Source organism: Corynebacterium kefirresidentii (genome assembly GCF_016599755.1).
In the GTDB taxonomy this organism is placed as follows: domain Bacteria; phylum Actinomycetota; class Actinomycetes; order Mycobacteriales; family Mycobacteriaceae; genus Corynebacterium; species Corynebacterium kefirresidentii.
The window spans coordinates 323,627-341,327 of the sequence record NZ_CP067012.1 but is presented as its reverse complement, the minus strand read 5'-3'; the positions used below and the strand labels follow the sequence as shown (position 1 = coordinate 341,327).

At 57.2% G+C, this 17,701-nt stretch carries 11 protein-coding genes; 4 read left to right on the top strand and 7 right to left on the bottom strand.

Features of this window, described 5'->3' with window-relative positions:
* Positions 1–122: 122 nt before the first annotated feature.
* The 7 genes from I6I12_RS01870 to I6I12_RS01840 all read right to left on the bottom strand — a co-directional run bounded on the left by I6I12_RS01870 (position 123) and on the right by I6I12_RS01840 (position 13,063).
* Positions 123–1,679 carry an acyl-CoA carboxylase subunit beta gene (locus I6I12_RS01870; protein WP_023020058.1) on the bottom strand — a complete coding sequence of 519 codons (1,557 nt, stop codon included), beginning with the start codon at positions 1,677–1,679 and terminating at the stop codon, positions 123–125.
* A complete protein-coding gene (gene pks13, locus I6I12_RS01865; protein ID WP_200288552.1) occupies positions 1,654–6,357 on the bottom strand; it encodes a polyketide synthase Pks13 in 4,704 nt (1,567 codons plus the stop codon). The genes I6I12_RS01870 and pks13 overlap by 26 nt, the downstream gene beginning before the upstream one ends.
* A 78-nt stretch (positions 6,358–6,435) precedes the next feature.
* Entirely contained in the window at positions 6,436–8,148 is a 1,713-nt protein-coding gene (locus I6I12_RS01860; RefSeq protein WP_023020060.1) for an AMP-binding protein, read from the bottom strand.
* Between the two features lie 59 nt (positions 8,149–8,207).
* Positions 8,208–9,122 carry a cutinase family protein gene (locus I6I12_RS01855; RefSeq protein ID WP_023020061.1) on the bottom strand — a complete coding sequence of 305 codons (915 nt, stop codon included), beginning with the start codon at positions 9,120–9,122 and terminating at the stop codon, positions 8,208–8,210.
* A gap of 22 nt (positions 9,123–9,144) precedes the next feature.
* Positions 9,145–9,576 carry a hypothetical protein gene (locus I6I12_RS01850; protein ID WP_023020062.1) on the bottom strand — a complete coding sequence of 144 codons (432 nt, stop codon included), beginning with the start codon at positions 9,574–9,576 and terminating at the stop codon, positions 9,145–9,147.
* A 2-nt stretch (positions 9,577–9,578) separates the two neighbouring features.
* A complete protein-coding gene (locus I6I12_RS01845) occupies positions 9,579–11,525 on the bottom strand; it encodes an alpha/beta hydrolase-fold protein (RefSeq protein ID WP_023027781.1) in 1,947 nt (648 codons plus the stop codon).
* Positions 11,526–11,662: 137 nt separating this feature from the next.
* Positions 11,663–13,063, bottom strand: a complete 1,401-nt coding sequence (locus I6I12_RS01840; RefSeq protein WP_023020064.1) for an NAD-dependent succinate-semialdehyde dehydrogenase — start codon at positions 13,061–13,063, stop codon at positions 11,663–11,665.
* A 342-nt stretch (positions 13,064–13,405) separates the two neighbouring features.
* Here I6I12_RS01840 and I6I12_RS01835 point away from each other — a divergent pair, with 342 nt between their 5' ends.
* The 4 genes from I6I12_RS01835 (at position 13,406) to I6I12_RS12125 (ending at position 17,150) form a co-directional block, all read left to right on the top strand.
* Entirely contained in the window at positions 13,406–13,717 is a 312-nt protein-coding gene (locus I6I12_RS01835; RefSeq protein WP_023020065.1) for a hypothetical protein, read from the top strand.
* Between the two features lie 812 nt (positions 13,718–14,529).
* Complete coding sequence (locus I6I12_RS01830; protein ID WP_200288551.1) at positions 14,530–15,360, top strand: GDSL-type esterase/lipase family protein; 831 nt, start codon at positions 14,530–14,532, stop codon at positions 15,358–15,360.
* Positions 15,361–15,408: 48 nt separating this feature from the next.
* A complete protein-coding gene (locus tag I6I12_RS01825; protein WP_232212561.1) occupies positions 15,409–16,209 on the top strand; it encodes a GDSL-type esterase/lipase family protein in 801 nt (266 codons plus the stop codon).
* Positions 16,092–17,150, top strand: coding sequence for an SGNH/GDSL hydrolase family protein (locus tag I6I12_RS12125; RefSeq protein WP_367404176.1), 1,059 nt, complete (start codon positions 16,092–16,094; stop codon positions 17,148–17,150). Before I6I12_RS01825 ends, I6I12_RS12125 begins: the two co-directional genes overlap by 118 nt.
* The last annotated feature ends 551 nt before the right edge of the window (positions 17,151–17,701 follow it).

The window sequence follows — 17,701 nt, the reverse complement described above, 5'->3', positions numbered from 1 at the left end:
GAATATCGGCTACGAAACCAATGATCTCGCTGATGAGATCCACAGCGCTAGATAGAATCATAAATAACTCCTTGACTAGGATTGGGACTTTATATTCCTATCGCTAATCCAAGCACATGACGTTACATCGGGGCAATGGTGTGCTTCTTCGGCAGGTCGCTTTCCTGCTTCGTTGCCAGCTGCCGCAGCGCTTGGCGGAGAGCCAACCGGGATTGACTCGGCTGAACCATGGCGTCTAAATAGCCGCGCTCAGCCGCAACATAGGGAGCGGTCATGGTCTCATCGTAGAAGTCCATGAACATCTTCTTGGTCATCTCGCGCTGCTCAGGGGTCTCGGCGGCGTCTAGCTGCTTACCGGCGATCATCACCACGGCGGCTGCGGCACCCATAACGGCGATCTGTGCGGTTGGCCACGCCAAGTTGATATCACCGGTCAGGTTCTTCGACCCCATCACGGCATAAGCACCGCCATAGGCCTTGCGCACGATGAGCGAAACCTTGGGCACGGTGGCTTCTACCACGGCGAAAGCAAACTTGGCGCCGCGGTGGATAAGGCCGACCTTTTCTTGCTCTACGCCTGGTAGGTAGCCCGGAGTATCCACCACGAAGACCAACGGAATGTTGTAGGCATCGCAGATGCGGATAAAACGTGCGCCCTTATCGGCGGCGTCCGCATCAATGCAGCCTGCAAGGTGCATGGGATTATTGGCTACAAATCCCACCGTCTTGCCATCGATGCGCCCAAAGGCGGTGATCATATTGGGCGCAAAGTTCTCTTGAATTTCAATGATGTCCTCGTCATCGCCCAATTGGGTCAACAAATCCATCATGTCGTAGCCGGCATTGGTGTCATCCGGCATGAAGGAGTTGAGGTCTTCGTCTTCGGCCACGTCGGCGTCGGAAGGCGCGGCGAATTCCGGGGCCTCATCAAAGCACGTTAGCGGCAGGTGGTCCAAGAGATCGCGCACCATGTCGAAGGCGTCTTCCTCAGAGGGAACGACGGCCGAAACGTTGCCGTTGAGCTCCTGCTGGCGAGCTCCACCCAGCTCGGCGGAGGTAATGTCCTCACCGGTGACCTCACGAATCACGTTGGGGCCAGTGACATACATTTCCGCTTCCTGGTCCACGGCAATCACAAAGTCCGTAGTCACAGGGGCATAGACAGCGCCACCGGCGGATTTACCCATCATGATGGAAATCTGCGGGCTGCGGCCGGACAGCGGCAGCTGGCGGCGGGCGATCTCGGAGTACATGGCCAGCGAGGTCACCGCATCCTGGATACGGGCGCCGCCGGAATCCTGAATGCCAATGACAGGGCAGCCAATCTTGATGGCCATATCCATGACCTCGGTAACCTTCTTGCCAAAGGTCACGCCGACAGATCCACCGTAGACGGTCTTATCGTGAGCGTAGATGCACACTGGGCGGCCGGAGATGCGGCCATAGCCGGTGACCACGCCATCAGAATAGATGGCCTCAGGGTCACCAGGGGTCTTACCCAGAGAACCAGTCTCGACGAAGGAACTCTCATCTAGCAGTTCATTGATGCGCTGGCGAGGCGTGGTGCGTCCAGCCTCGTCGCGGCGCTTGCGCGAGCGCTCACTTCCTGGGTCCTGCGCCTTATCCAGACGCTCACGCAGATCAGCGAGTTTCTCAGCGGTTGTCTGCTTGGCCGCCACGTACCTTCTCCTCGATCCATTCGTTCATATGCTTGCCCACGATGCCGATGGCCGGCTCGTCCGGTACTGCAAGGTGATCGCCTTGCAGCTGCACAATTTCTAGATCCTTAACGATAACTCCCCAACCTCCGTCGGGGTCAATCTCAGCGTAGCGCGGCTCCAGCTCAATCGCACCGTCATGCATGCGCTCGGAGCGGAAAAGCAGAACCGGCACGGTCACATCGGCCCAGCGGTGGAAGTCAATCTTGGCCAGAATCTGGTTATCCACGAAAGAGGCACGCTGGTGCTCTAGCACGCCTGCGGCTAGGCCGTGCTCGGAGGCGTCGGTAGTAGCGAGGAACTCCGCCAACATGGTCATGAGCGCATCCTCGCCCATGGTCTCCAGCATCTCGTACGGCGGCTCGAAGTCCAGTCCGTAGGTTTTCTTGGCAAAGGCCGCGTAGCGCTCCCACCGGGCACGGGTTTCTTCCGGCGTATCCGGAGCCGGGTTCGACGGCTGAGTGGTATCCAGCAGCGCGATGAACGCCACGTCCGCCGAATCCTGGCCGCGCTGGGTGCGCTGATGCAGCTGGTAGGCCACCTCATAGGCCAGCGCGCCGCCGAAGGACCAACCGCCGAGCACGACCTTGCGGCCACGAGCGTAGTGCAGGATGTCCTCGACATATACCTTGGCTCGCTCCTCTAGCGAACCCTCGATGCGCTCGACTCCGTAGACAGCCACATCCTCGGGCAGGCGGCGGGTCAGTGGCTGGTAGACCACCGTGGTGCCACCGGCTGGGTGGAACATGAATACAGCGGGGCCGTCGGCCTCGCGCAGCACGCGGATATTGCCCTCTACCTCGGTCTCTAGTCCCTCACGGACCAAGTCAGCCAGGCTCTCCAAGGACTCAGCCTCGTGGACCTGCTGGGTAGTGACTTCGATGCCTGCACGTTCGGTAAGGCGCTCGGCAATGTTGCTAGCAACCTCGTCGCTTATCTTGGGCAGTGCAGAGGTCACTCCCGCCGCGGCCTTGCCGGTAAAGGTAGCCCACGTGCCAAAGACCATGCGCTCGGAGGCATCGCGCGGGGCAACACCCACGCCCTGGCCCGGCTCATCTTCTTCTGGCGCAGGAGTGTCCTCGGAAGCAATCTCGCTGGTATCTACGTTACCGCCGGCTACGGCCTCTTCCACCATGGCAATGACGTCCGCCAGGGAGGCGTCGCGCAGCGCCTGCACCTGCAGCGGCGGAATCTGGAAGTCATTTTCCACGCGATTCTTAATGCGCATACCCATCAGGGAATCCAGGCCCAGGTCAATGAGCGGCAGCTCTCGCGGCAGGTCAGAGACGTCATAGCCCATGGACTCAGAAACGATGAGCGCGAGACGGTCCTCCACGGTTTCCTCCGTGGGATCCCAGCGCACGGCATCGACTTCTTCCGTCGCTGCAGGCGCGCTTTCGGGCACCTCAGCCACGCCTGGAATAGGCGCCGCCCCCAAATCCAAAGCGGAGGCAAAGCCTTCCGCCACCAGCTCTGTCTGTGCACCACGAACAGCGTAGACAGCCACGGACATACCGCCGATGGACTGATTTACCACCGTGGTGACCTCGCCGTGCGGTGGCAAATCGGCGTGTTCCTCGGTGGCGATGATGCGTGCTCCTGGCTTGACGGCCTCGGCCGCAGCCTCGACGATGGCCAGGGCGGATGGCGCTTGGTCCGCATTGGTGGAGAAAGCAACCTTGCCCTCGGGCAGGTTAACGCGTGCGCCCGGCAGGCCAGAAACGCCAGCCGATGGACGGGCATTGGTCCAGAAGCGCTGGCGGTTGAACTGGGTATAGGGAGCCTCTACGCGTGCGCCAGAGCCAAAGACCGCACCGAAGTCCACCGGCATGCCGGCGACATAGAGCTTGCTGAGCAAGTCGAGGAGAGACTCGGTGGGATCTACCTTGCGCTTTAGGGCATACAGCAGTTGCGCATCGGCCTTGCCTACCGCAAAGGCGGTGGACATGAGCCCCATGAGCGCAACCGGGTTTGGCGAGATTTCTACCAGCTGGTTGTGCCCGGCAGCGAAGGCCGCCTCGGTGGCATCCTGCAGGTAGACCGAGTGGCGGGTCATGCGCAGCCAGTAATCCTCATCATGCACGGTGGTTCCAGGACGATAGACCGTGCCCTTATCGACGGAGGAAAATAGCGGGGTGTGCAGCGGCTTGGCTTCCATACCTGCGATGGCAGCATGCAACTCTCCCAGGATGGGGTCTACGGCCGAAGTGTGCCCGGCCGCCTTCACATTGAGAGCGCGGGCGAATTTGCCCTCGCCATCGAGCTTTTCCACCAAGTCCAGCACCTCTTGGCGCGGGCCGCCCACGGTGGTCATACCTGGACCGGTGTACACGGCAGGCTCGATGTTTCCATCAAGCGCGGCAATATCCTCGGCAGAGAGCTCAACTACGGCCATGGCTCCTTGTTCGGCATCGCTTAGCGACGCCTCACCTTCACCCATCAACCGCGCGCGGTGGCAGGCGATTACCATAGCGTCCTCGGCGGAAATACCGCCCGCGGCATAGGCCGCTGCGATCTCGCCCATGGACATGCCCATCACACCGGCAGGGCGCACACCAAAGGAGGCCAGCAAGTCCGTCACTGCAATCTGGATAGCAGTAATGGCTACCTGAGCAGTCTCGGTGTCATATGTTTGCGCATCATCGTTGACAATGTCCATGATGGACCACCCGGACTCAAAGTCCACGATTTTATCTAGCTCTTCCAAGCGGGCCTTGAACTGTGGCGAGAGCGCAATCATGTCCTTGGCCATCTTGCGGTGCTGAGAGCCAAATCCGGAGTACACAAATACCGGACCCGGCACCTGCGGGGAATCCGCAGCGGCAATTCCCACGGAAACCTTGCCCTCGGCCACCTGGCGCAGGCGCTTGACTGCTTCCTCGGCGGAGCTAGCCACCACGACGGCGCGAGAGCGGGAGTGATTGCGGCGGGCGACGGTACGGCCGACGTCGACAAGCGCGGGCTTTTCCGCCTCAATGAAGTCCGCCAACAGGGCCGCAGCGCGTGCCCGGCGCGATGGCAAGAGGCCAGAGACCGGCAACGCGACCGTGTCGGTGGAAAGCTGCGGCTCGCGCTCGGCCGGGGTGCCGCGGTAATCGGTGAGCACGACGTGCGCATTGGTGCCACCAAAGCCAAAACCGGATACGCCAGCGACCTTGCGGCCGGAGTATTCGGGCCACTCGCGCGGGTCCTCGACTACTTCCAGGCGCTCGGCTTCGAAATCGATATAACGGTTCGGCGCCGAGTAATTGATATTCGCCGGAATCACATCATTGCGCATGGCCTGGATGACCTTGATAAGGCCCACCACGCCCGCAGCAGATTCGGAGTGGCCGATATTGGTTTTGGCAGATCCCAGCAAAATCGGCGCATCCGCGCCACGACCGGCGCCGAGCACCCGCCCCAAAGCGGAAGCTTCGATCGGATCACCCAAGATGGTGCCGGTGCCGTGGGCTTCGATATAGTCCACGTCCTGCGGATTCACGCCCGCATCGGCATAAGCTCGGCGGAGAACATCCTCCTGTGCCTCCGGATTCGGGGCGGTCAAGCCATTGGAGTGCCCATCGGAGTTGACGGCCGAGCCTTTAATGACAGCCAAGATATCGTCGCCGTCCGCCTCCGCGTCCTCCAAACGCTTGAGGACGAGGACACCAGCGGCATCGGCGCGCACGATGCCATCGGCGTCGTCAGAAAAAGCGTGAATGGCACTCGTCGGAGAGGTAACGCCCAATTCAGAAAACGCCGTCGACGCGTGGGGAGCGGCGAGGATATTTATGCCACCGGCCAGCGCCACGTCCGCGCTTCCCGTGCGCAAGTCCTTCACCGCCTGATTGACGGCTACGAGGGAGGAGGAGCAGGCCGTATCCACATTGATGGAAGGGCCGCGGAAATCCAGGGCATAGGAAATGCGATTGGCCACCACAGCCGAAGAAATACCGGTCAGCGCATAAGGATGCATCTCGGCAGAATCGGCGGCGATGAGCATGCCATAGTCATTATTGGTCGAGCCCATGTACACACCAGTCTGCGTGCCGCGCAGCTCGTTGGCAGGAACACCAGCGTTTTCTAGCGCTTCCCACACCAGCTCCAACAGGATGCGCTGCTGGGGGTCCATATTGGCGGCTTCGAGTGGAGAAAGACCAAAGAATTCAGCGTCGAAGGAAGCAATATCCTCGATATAGCCACCATCGGTATTTTGCTGGGCGATCTTCTCGCTCATTACAGGGTCCGCCGAGTACTCGGACCAACGTCCTACCGGCAGTGGACCTGTTCCGGCGCGGGATTCGGCCAGCATGGACCAGAATTCCTGGGCATTTTTTGCACCCGGGAAGCGGCCCGAAAGACCAATAACCGCGACATCGGCTCCATGCGCTATGCGAGGAGAGTGCGCCTCAGGCTGAGGCGCTGGAGCGTTCAACAGGCGATTTGCCAGCAATTCGATGGTTGGGTACTCGTATGCCACGGTGGCATCGAGGCGGGTACCGAGTAGATTTTCCAGTTCGCCAGATAGCACTACAGCATCCCGCGAAGAAAGACCATAGTTTTCCAGGGGCTTGGAATCTAGGATCTCTTCTGGGGAAACACCGGTGGCCTGGGCGACCCAGTCACGCAGCCATGCTCGCAGTTGCTCGATGGTCATAAAAGGTCTTTCATTACGAGAAGTTATTAAATGGCAAGAGGGTATATCGCTATATTTTGTCACTTTGTTAGCGATAAATCAGATCCCTACATAGTTCTTCTTAGCTACACGGCGCGCAATCTTGCCGGAAGAAGTACGGTTGATTTCCCCTGGGGCCTTCCACACGATGTCATCTGGCGTAATTCCATGATGCGAGGTGACGGCGGTGCGGATGACTGCGGACGCCTCTGCATCGCCGGCCGGCTGCGCATCATCGGCGCGCTCAACCAACAATACGAGAGATTCAGAATCCTTGCCTTCCACAGAGAAGGCGGCAACGGAGTCCGGTCGCACCTGCGTGGACGCTGCTTGTACGGTGCTTTCAATATCCTGCGGATAGTGATTGCGCCCAGCGATGACGATGAGGTCCTTCAGGCGGCCAGTGATATAAAGCTCACCATCCACGATGGCGGCTAGGTCACCGGTTGCCATCCAGTAATCGTCTTCTGGCAGGCCGTCCTGCTGGCGCTCACCCAAGGTATTGCGGAAGGTCACGGCGGTTTCCTCAGGCCGATTGAGGTAGCCGGTAGCCATATTGGGACCATGCACCCAGATTTCACCGATTACGCCGTCCTTGACCTCAGCGCGCGTTTCCGGGTCCACGATGGCAAGGTGCTGATGCGGCACGCACTGCCCATTGGACGCATAGGCCACAGTCGCGTCGGACTTATCCTCGATGATGGCGCGTCCCGCGGCCAGTTCGGCACGATTGAAGTGGGAGATGACTGGGCGCTTGTCGGTTTGCGGGGTAGATACAATAAGCGCCGCTTCTGCAAGACCATAGGACGGGCGCAGCACGGAACGATCCACACTGAAGGCATTCAAGAAGGAATCCACGGCTGCCTCCGTTACTGGCTCGGAGCCGATAATGATGCCTGCTACGTGCGAGAAATCAGCGTCCTTGGCATGGCGCGCGGCCAGTTCCAGCGCAAAGTTGGGGATAGCGGAGTACGTAGCTTGCTCCCGGGCGGTCAAACGCCGGATCCAGCGGTCTGGGTGTTGGATGAAATCGCGTGGGGTCATCATCTCGAAGTCCAAGCCCAAAATGGTAACGAGTACGGCCAAAATGATGCCCATATCGTGGTGCATTGGCAGCCAGGAGACGATGCGAGCCGGCATCTGCAATTGCAGTGCTTGGAAGATCTGCGCAACATTGGTGATAATCGCTCGGTTGGTGAGCTCCACGCCGGCCGGGGTCCGAGTGGACCCAGACGTGTACTGCAGGAAAGCGGTGTCCTCCGCGCTTCCCTCCACGGGTGTCCAAGAACCAGCCAAGGAATCAGGAAGAGCGTCGAGGGAAATAATCCGCGGGCGCTCACGCTGGGCAGAGAAGTACTTACGCACAGCGGCGGCAGAAACACGATTCGTCACCACGATAGGCGGTTCGCAATCACCGAATACCGCCTCCAGGTGGTCCGCGTGGCCCGGTTCATTGGGGTCATAAAGCGGAATCGGCACCATACCCGCGTACAGTGCACCCAAGAAGCCAAAGACGTATTCCGGTGAATTACCAGCCAAGATGGCAACGCGGGTGCCCGGATCTGCTACCTGCTGCAGTCGCGCCGCCACCACCTTGATGCGTTTATTGACCTGCGCGCGGCTAAGCTCCCGGCAGGTTTCTTCCTCACCGTAGATCCACTGGCGCATAACCACACGGTCTGGGTCAGTCTCCGCCTGGTAGAGCCTTTCTGCCAGCTGGGCCAAACTGAACTCGGGCGCTAGGAATTGCCCCATCTGCGCTTTCAGATCCATGGAATCTCCTTAAGTGAATGGTTTCTTTAATAAAACTATCGGAGGGTGGGGAATTGCTGTTACGCGGCGTCGATAAGCTGTCGGGCCCAGCCCACTACCCACTGGTTAGCCGTCGTGCCATCAATGACACCACTATTGGAGGCGTACTGCGCATGGACGCCATTCGCGGCAATCAAACCCTGCGCGCGCTCCAGCGCATTAGACACGTTTGGCGGGGCATCACAGACTGAATCATTGGGCGCACAAATCTGGAAGGTCCGATCCGCCAAGCTACCGAACCCATTCGGGCGCGCACCACGCATGGACGCACCCGGAACGATGGGCTGAACTAAACCGGATACCGGCTGGAGGGCAATTTCCGCACCCACGCCGCCGACCTTGCGGCCTGGGTTTTGGCCAACGCCATTTTGGCGGCGACCATCTGCAATAAGGGCCACACCTGCAATGCTTTCCGCCGGCACTGCACCCTGGCCGCCACCGATCTCATCGGCAACGTCACCTGCAATGACCGCCCCCTGAGAAAAGCCACTCACAATGAATTTGGTTGCCGGGCAGCTCTCATGCACACTGCGCAGCTCATCATTCATCTTGGCGGTTCCCTCATTGCGGGAATCGTCGTAGCTCATTTCATGCTGTGCATTGATGTTTTTAAACTGCGCGGTATAAGGAAGGGTCCATACCTTCACGTCCTCCCCGTAGGCCTCCTGCAATGGCTTCGTAATAGACAGCATGAACGAGCGCGGATTGGCAGAAGGATTAAGGGGATCGTCGTCAGCCGCAGATTCCCACGTACCCGGGGCGGAAATGAACTCCACGCGCGGGCACCACTCGGGCTGCTGCGGCGGTGGCGCAGCCTGCTCCGTGGAATGCGGAGCTGGGGAGTCATCCGTTCCACTATTGAGGTAACGCGACGCGCCCACGCCGATAACAGCTAAAACGACGAGGACTGCGACAACGGTAATGGTTTTTCTCATGGATTAGTTGTACCAGGTGAACCTAGCAAATCCCTGTACGTGCGGAATCCGTAATCAGCTTAGAAAGCTCTTCAAAGCCCATCGTGGTGCGCTGTTGCTCAACAAGCTGGCCGGCGACCGCAGAGAGGGTGACATCATTCTCATCACAGGCTGCTTTGCCCGCGCCGAGGAGCTGATCTTCTACGCCATCAACGTTGACGCCGGCGTTTTTTAGCCTGCCTAGGTACTTTGCTTCCGATTCCGGCAGCTCGGCGGTGGGAATTTCAGAGATCTCACGCGCACCGCGGTCTTCCTGCGACTTAGAGGATGTCTCTTCCGCAGAGGTAGGGGCCTCCGACTCCCGCTCGAGGGGCGCGACCTCGGTCTCTTGCGAAGGCTCGCTATCCACCGTGGCAGAACCGCACCCCGCAAGGGTCAAGCACAGCGCCGCGCCCACTACTACTAGCTTGCGCATGACTACTTCTTCTCGGTCCGAACCTGGCCCAGAACCTCGCTGATCTTGCCGTGCTGGAATTCCTGGCTCAAGCCACCAGCGGCAATCTCGGAGTAGTCAGAGGTAGGCCAGCCGAACTCGCCCTGCTCCCAGCCAGCCTGGCCCCAGCGGTCCATAATCTTGCTCTTCAGAATGTAGTGCGCACCAGTCTTCGGGGACCAGTAGATGCTGCCCTTTTCAAAGGTCTGGAAGAAGCCGCCATTGACGGCGTTCTCTCCGGACGTCGGGAAGCCGAGCGCAGACTCCGCGCCGCCCATGTCCTTGTATTTGGCGCCGATAGCACCGTGTACTACCTGGTTGGAGCCATCCGGGTTACGGGTAAGGATTCCGTCCTGGAATTCCTGCATGTAGCCCTCACCGACCTTCTTTACCGAGCCGGTCGGGTACTTCAGGTCGCCCTTTTCGTAGCCATTCTTGCCCCAAGCCTGGAACATATCGCCGGTAATCTCCCAAGCGCCAGTCTCCGGGGACCAGTAGATGGAGCCGTGCTCAAAGTGCACGAAGCGGCCCTTGCCATCTGGCGTCTTGGACTCGCCGGTCTTCGGGAAGCCAAGCCAGGAGGTTGGTCCGCCGATTTCGGCGTAGCGAGCACCAATGCGGCCGAAGAGGGCATGCGCACCGGTGTCTGGGGACCAGTAAGCGGTGCCAGACTCGAAGTCCTGGGCCTTGCCCTTCTTGGCGACGTCGTACTCATTATTCAAGCAAGAGCCAATAACGCCGCTCTTGGTCTCCTTAGCGATGGCTCCGATTGCCTCACAGTCCGCACCGCGGTCGGCCTTGTCCATCTGCAATGCATCCGCGATGTATGGCCATGCCTGCTGCATCTCAAACTGCCAGTATTCCCAGCTGTGCACGCCGGATGGGCGGAACTTAACCACAGGGTCAATCTTGGCGCGCTTCGCATAATCAACATAGGTCTGGGTGGACATACGGGAGATGACCTCCAAGCCCATGCCAGCGAGGTTTGCCTGGCCCTTAGCCACGGAGTTGGCGTTGCCAAAGTCATCCTTGCCCGAACCTGCGGAGACATATACCTTCATGTCCTTCAGGTTTTCAATGCCCAGCTTTGGATCATGGTCGATCCAGTTTTGGGAGCCCGGCTGGCCCCACATCTTGCGGGAATCATAACCGCCGGCATCGCGCTGCGAAGCCATGATGGCTTCCGGCATGCCACGCGTAGTGGTATCGAGGTAGCCGGAGAAAGAACCCACGAAGCTAAACAGGTGCGGGTTGCGCTCAGCCAGGTTCATCGCGGCAGTACCGCCCATGGACAGGCCGGTTACCGCGCGCTTGTGGTTGGAGCGGTACTCATTGTCCAGGATCGGGATCAATTCCTTGGTCAGGAAGGTCTCCCACATATAGTGCTTACCGCGGTCTGCTTGCTCCCAGTCCGAGTAGAAGGAAGACTCGCCGCCTACCGGCATGATCAGGTTGACGTTGCGGTCGGCGTACTGGTTCAAAATATTGGTTTCAATGGTCCAGCCGGACTCATCATCACGAGCACGCAGGCCATCCAGCGCCCATACCTCTGGGAACTTCTTTTCTGGGTGGGAGTACCAGTCACGGGCGAGCTGGATTTGCACCTTCTGCTCTTTATCCGGCATCGCCGCGGACTTGATGTAGACCATCAAGTGGCGGTTGGTTAGGTACTCTACGCGGTTGATCTTCACGCCCTCCGGCAGACCCTTAACATCCGGGTACTCGGTGTTCAGCGGGGTGCGGGCAGGTGGATCCTTGGGTGCGAAATGATCGGACAGGCTGGAATCGCCGCCGATTGCGGAAGAGAGATCGCCTACAGAAGATTGTGCGGTGGCGTTTGGCAGCAGGGCCAAACCCACGGCGATGGCGGTAGGTACTGCGGCCACAGCAAGGCCCTTGCGAGCCTTGCTCGGGGAAGTGCTTTTGCGCATAGGTAAACGTCCTTGAAGATTTGCCGCGGTACCTTTCCGAGGGTTCCCCTCCCCCGGACCGATGCCTACGGCGTGAGCTGTCTATCGTGTACTCAAGTTTAAGTTGAACTTGAGACTTACGCTAGACAGACACGCCGCTACATTGCCGGGGAATTACCCGGATTATCCTGTCCGCTCACGCGGTACAGGTGCTCGTTGACGAACTCGCCTACGCCCCAGCGCGCCAACTCGCGGCCATAGCCGGAGCGATTCACGCCGCCGAATGGCAGGCCTGCTGCGGTTACCGACGCCTCGTTAACAAACGTCATGCCATCGTTGAGCTGGTTGGCTACTTCAAACGCAGCATCCAAGTCAGTGCCCCACACGGAGCTAGACAGACCGTACTCAGAGTTATTGGCAATCTCGATGGCCTCTTCGACGTCCTTGGCCTTGTACACAATCGCCACTGGGCCGAAGATCTCGTTGCAGCCTACGTCGGCGGATGGGTCGACGTCGGTAAGCAGGGCAGGCTCCATGTAGGCGCCCTCGCGATCGATCTTCTTGCCGCCTACGCGAATCTTGGCGTCGCCGTTGGCCGCAGCCTTTTCGAGGCGCTCCACAATCTCATCGCGGGCGCCGATGGAAGACAGCGGACCAATGTCGGCATTCTCGTCATCATAAGTGCCGACCTTCATGTCCCCGATCTTCTTTTCGAGGTACTCAACGGTGCGATCGTAGAAGTCCTCAAGAACGATAAGGCGCTTCGGTGCATTGCAGGCCTGGCCGGTGTTGTACATGCGAATCAGGTTGAACTGATCCAGTACCCACTCCAGATTTTCATCATCGATAACCAGGAATGGGTCATTGCCACCCAGCTCCAGCACGGACTTCTTGTAATTTTCACCAGCGGTCTTAGCAACGGCAGAGCCTGCACCCTCGGAGCCGGTCAAAGAAACGCCCTTGATGCGCTTATCCGCTACAAAAGCATCCATCTGGGAACCGGAAGCATAAATGTTAATATACGCATCCTTCGGCAGACCAGCTTCTTCCAAGATGTCCTGACATGCCTGGGAAGACAGCGGACAGATGGAAGCGTGCTTGAGCACGATGGTGTTACCCAGCAGCAGGTTAGGAGCTGCGAAGCGGGCTACCTGGTAGTACGGGAAGTTCCACGGCATAATGCCCAACAATGGGCCAATCGGCTCCTTGCGTACCACGGTCTTGTGCGCGTTCTGAGCCGGCAGGTACTCATCTGCGAGCAGCTCGTGCGCATGCTCGGCATAGTAGCGATAGATATCGGCAACAATCTGCACTTCAGCCTTCGCCCAACGGGTCAGCTTGCCCATTTCACGACCGATGTGGTCTGCCAACTCATCGATGCGCTCTTCATAAAGGTCTGCAGCGCGGGACAAAACCGCGGCACGCTCCTCGATGCGAGTACTACGCCATGCATCGTAGGCCGCGGTGGAACGGTCTAGGATGTCATCGCGCTGCGAATCATCGATGCGTTCAAACTTGTCTTCACTCTTGCCTGTGCTTGGATTCTCAATAGCGAACATGGGCCCCTGTATAGTCGCGGATCACAACCCACGCAAGCTTATGGAGCGACGAACTCGGCTCTAGATTGGGCTAGTTACGCAGGATTTACAACTCCCCGAAACCCCAGTAAACGAATAATTTAAGGATCGTTTATTTAATGATTATTTGATGCCAAGCGACAGGCCAATGCCCCCCATCCAGATCCAACACCTATGTCCGGCTTGAATGCCACTAAGAAGCAGCCCACGTAGCTTCTCGGAACCTGTACTGACGCAAAAACATATGAGACGTAACTGTTGCACCCTTTTGTAACACCTGTGAACGTACCACCCAGTACTATCCCCACGATTGAAGGAATGGCTATGGCCGTACTGCTTCAAATCAACGAAATCGTTTCTGGTCCCATTAAAGACCTTCTAGTTCACATTTCTGGAGGAAACTTCCCAGAAATTAAGCTCCCGAACATATCTTTGCCGGAAGTAAACCTCCCGGAGCTTCCACCAATGTCGTCTCCGACTTACCCAGAAGAGGTTAACCTTGAGGTTGGCGGTTCCTCTTTCGGCGACTTGGGTTCCTCGAATTTCCTCAACGAGACTGGCTCTTCCGAGCTACTGAACGACTTTCAGTCTTCCGAACTGGATCTCAGCGCACTAGGCAGTGTTTTGGGCGGTTAACCCCCCATTTAACACTCGGCACCTTACCACATGCTAGTGATATTGAAAGCTCCTGCAGCACGGCACTAGTTTAGGCATGCGCCTCCCACCCGCAATCTTTTATCATCTAGTTTTAGGGAAAACGTCCTCTTGATTGGCGTGCTACAGGTTGGGCGCCTATTGCTAGGCCATAGGTTCTTTCAGATCTTATGAAAAGCGAAGCAATCGGTTAGTACAGCATGGACGTAGAAGATTGTCGACTTTAACCAGTTTTCTTTTCCAAAACTCTACTACATGTCGAACTGGATCAAGTCGTTAGACAATCGCGTTTTCGAGGGGAGGCACCATTCGGACAGTCTTCCCTGTCGATCTCCTCCCCAATGCGATGCGTTTGAGCCGCTCTTTAATTCCCCCTCCTCTGACTGGCTGTCAGTGGCCGTACGGCCATCGTTTCGGACGACGGTTGCAAGTCAGCGGAAAACCGGTTTTCTATACGCGACGTTGCAGTATTTCATAGCGTTCGCGCACTCCCGTTGCACCTATTCCCTACCTATTCCCTCTGCTAGTTAAATATACACCGGTGCATCAGCGCCTATTCACGCGTTACTGTTTCAAAACACTTAGGCCGGGAAACTCGCACTTGTCACAAACGGAAAAATGATACTTTCACAGACTCGGATTCAAGAGCCTCTAAGCTCACACGGCTACCAATTTTCACCCCCCATAACAGGAATTACTGCCCCTCAGAGTTGGATATTCTCTGTATAAGCACTACGTTTGTCGGGGTGATGAGCAAACCTCACACACTCCTATTGTTCCCGATCCCTAAGACCATGAAAAATATAAAAAACAGGATAGCTGCCGGCTTCATCGCCCTCACCGCGAGTTTCTCCCTCGCCCAAACTGCCAACGCAAGCCAAGGGCAGGAAATGGTTACCTTCGGTGATTCTATTACCGCCAACGGCGGAGCACCTGGTAGCCGCGCATCTACAAGCCCCTACAAGCCCTACATCCAATTCCACCCCTGCTTTAATGACAAACGGAACTGGGCGCATCAAACCGCCGATAACTTCCATTACACCCTCGCAGATTATTCCTGTAACGGGACCAGCTACTCGGTCGACGCCTACGTAAATGACGCTATTCGTACCGGCAATATCGGACTCAACACTAAAGAAGTCGTTTTCATGTATGGGGGCCTTCAGCCAGACACTCACATAGATGCCCTAGCCAACTCCACCCTCCCAAACATTCCTAAAGGATCCAACTATCGAGCGCTGCTTGGCTTAGAGTTCGGCAAAATCCGCCGAGTTGCCCCCAAAGCGCGGATCACTATGGTCAACTACCTGCCAATGACTGTAAATGACACGCTGTGCGCGATTAACGATGGCATCAGAGTTGTGCCTATCTCCTTCCCAGGTGCTACTAATGCGGAAGCCGAATTCAACCGTGAAATCGGACGCGCAGCACAAGCTTTAGGAGCCAACTTCATCAACGTCTATGACCAGGCCAAGACCCACGACACTTGCCAACCTGACGCCACTCAGCGTTGGACTGTAGCGTTGAAAACTCAAGCGGCACCTTCCGTCATGCCTATGCACCCGACAGATATCGGACACGACGGAATGGCCAGAATCATCACCAGCGAACTTCAAAAGCGTTAACCAGACGACAATCCCAGGAAGAACCTAAGAATGCGACTCCACACTAAAATGGTTGCAACTTCCATCGCAGCCGCAGCTCTCATGGCCGGAAATATCACTGCAACAGCCGCAGTAGCAGGCAACACTGTCCTCACCGGAGACAGCGTGGTAGCAAACCCAACGCTCACCGATTTCTTGCAAAATAAAGCCAAAGTCAAGACAAATACCGGAGTAGGCTGCGTCACCGACGGCTCCATTGCCAATGAAATAGCCATCGCTTCTGGGGGCGCCCACGTGGATCAGTACCAATGCGCAGGCGCCTCTTTCGCAACTGGCGGTATACACATTGAAGACACGCTTCGAACTGCCGCACAACGCGGCGATCTCAACCCACAGACCAAAAACGTAGTCATTGTCGCAGGCGCCAACGATACATACCCATACGGGTCTGATGTTGCTGCTTCGGAACGCGCAATCCGAAGCGGTCTGCGTAACGCCATTAACGTAGCACATCGCCATGCTCCAAATGCTAAAGTCACTGTTGTCGGCTACCCACATGTATCTTTCAATAACATGTCCTGCTACAACAGTGGCTTGGGGTCATCAAACCCACTACCCATCCCAGCCGGTAATACCGCTGGCACCGAACAGCGCCTCCAAAACACACTCCGTGAAGTCACGCAACAAAACAACGCTACCTTCCTCGACGCATGGCCGATGTCCCAAGGACACGACGCCTGCTCCCCAGACCGATGGTGGGTAAATCTCGTCGACATCATGCCACCAGCACCAGGAAACCTGCCTTTCCACCTCAATGCCCACGGCACACACGAATACGGCCGTTTCATTGGACGAAACATTGCAAAATAGCCCCATGCCGCCAGTTCCGAGTAAACAATCAAAGGCCTAGGCTTTTCTTCCCTAGTACATTGGATAGACTCTTGCACGCCCAAAGAATCACTGCCGCACTTTTAACCGCAATACTTACAACCACGGCCCTAGCACCCTCCGCTCAAGCCCTCCGACCAGGAGACAAATACGTAGCACTCGGGGACTCCTACGCCTCCACGGGCACAATCACACGGCCTGCTCCGGGGAGCACCCCGGCCTGCGTCAGGGACCGAGACAACTACCCCCACCGACTAGCTGAGCTCCTCAACCTCCAGCTCGACGATGCCACCTGCGCTTGGGCGTTTACCTACCAATATGACAACCCTCAACATCACGCTCTGCCTCTCACCGCTCCAAGTCCTCAGAAGCAACATCTCACCCCCGACACAAAAATAGTCACCATTAGTCTCGGGGGAAACGACGCAGGCCTAGCCGCCCTTTTTGCTAGTTGCGCACCCCACGTTCAAATTCCCGGACTACCCGAGTGCGCGCCCCTCGCCGAGCCTGTAACAGATGGAAGTATCTACAACCCCGATTTCACTGGCAGGAATCTTAAACAGCGACTGATCGATATAGCCAACGATGTAAAGAGACGCGCACCGGCAGCCCAAATATTCTTCACAGGTTACTACACAGCCGCGACCCCAGAGCACACGTGCCCAGAAAGTGGCTTTCTCTCCCTAAGCGATCGACGATACATTGAAAGCTTTCTCACTAAGGTGAACTATACGCTTAAACAGGCAGCTTTGGAGTCACACACGACTTACATCAGCCCCCCAAATGACGATGAAGGTTGGTGCAAACCGCCGCATCAACGAAACTCCAACTTCCACGGGCTTCCCGAGGGCAATCTAATCGCTCATCCCACCGCATTAGGCCAACAACACATGGCACAAGAAATCGCCCGCAAGGTTCGCTAACCTCCTGCCCGAGCGGAGCAGTTGAAAATTTCAGTGGCTACTGGCCTAGACAGTCGAGCAATTCGAGCCTTAGGTAGTTCGGAGGCTCGTGATTTCCTCAGATTGTAAACACCGAGCGCGGTTATCTGGTCGTTCATGCGTCTGCCGGAGACCTTTGGTTGCGGTGACTGTTTACAAAACGCGTTAATGCGGCCGCGGCATTCGTGTAGCCAGGCGAGAAAGGATTTTACGGTGCCTAGCTTCACGAAGTCTACACCAATCAACCAACTCGGGTCTCAGAGGTCCTCCTCTAGCGATGGACAGCCAAGTTAGCGAGACCTGGATATTGACAAGCACGCCAAACTTGACGTACCCCGTAAAGAAGTAGCTAAGCTAAACATGAAAAGGGAGTTCTTCTCAAAAAACGGCAGCCTTCTTCGTCACAAAGCAAAGAAGATAGAACGTTTGGGGATGCGGGCATTTCAGGGCTTTTCAGAGTAGCAGCTTGCATCGGCGTTGATTGATGCTTAGCCCCAAGCATTCCAGGCTTTCTCATATAGTGATATGAGTAC

What these genes read in the sequence shown, in the direction of transcription:
- pks13 (WP_200288552.1), bottom strand. Translation starts at nt 6,357, where the DNA reads ATGACCATCGAGCAACTGCGAGCATGGCTGCGTGACTGGGTCGCCCAG.
- I6I12_RS01860 (WP_023020060.1), bottom strand. Translation starts at nt 8,148, where the DNA reads ATGGATCTGAAAGCGCAGATGGGGCAATTCCTAGCGCCCGAGTTCAGT.
- I6I12_RS01855 (WP_023020061.1), bottom strand. Translation starts at nt 9,122, where the DNA reads ATGAGAAAAACCATTACCGTTGTCGCAGTCCTCGTCGTTTTAGCTGTT.
- I6I12_RS01850 (WP_023020062.1), bottom strand. Translation starts at nt 9,576, where the DNA reads ATGCGCAAGCTAGTAGTAGTGGGCGCGGCGCTGTGCTTGACCCTTGCG.
- I6I12_RS01845 (WP_023027781.1), bottom strand. Translation starts at nt 11,525, where the DNA reads ATGCGCAAAAGCACTTCCCCGAGCAAGGCTCGCAAGGGCCTTGCTGTG.
- I6I12_RS01840 (WP_023020064.1), bottom strand. Translation starts at nt 13,063, where the DNA reads ATGTTCGCTATTGAGAATCCAAGCACAGGCAAGAGTGAAGACAAGTTT.
- I6I12_RS01835 (WP_023020065.1), top strand. Translation starts at nt 13,406, where the DNA reads ATGGCCGTACTGCTTCAAATCAACGAAATCGTTTCTGGTCCCATTAAA.
- I6I12_RS01830 (WP_200288551.1), top strand. Translation starts at nt 14,530, where the DNA reads ATGAAAAATATAAAAAACAGGATAGCTGCCGGCTTCATCGCCCTCACC.
- I6I12_RS01825 (WP_232212561.1), top strand. Translation starts at nt 15,409, where the DNA reads ATGGTTGCAACTTCCATCGCAGCCGCAGCTCTCATGGCCGGAAATATC.
- I6I12_RS12125 (WP_367404176.1), top strand. Translation starts at nt 16,092, where the DNA reads ATGGTGGGTAAATCTCGTCGACATCATGCCACCAGCACCAGGAAACCT.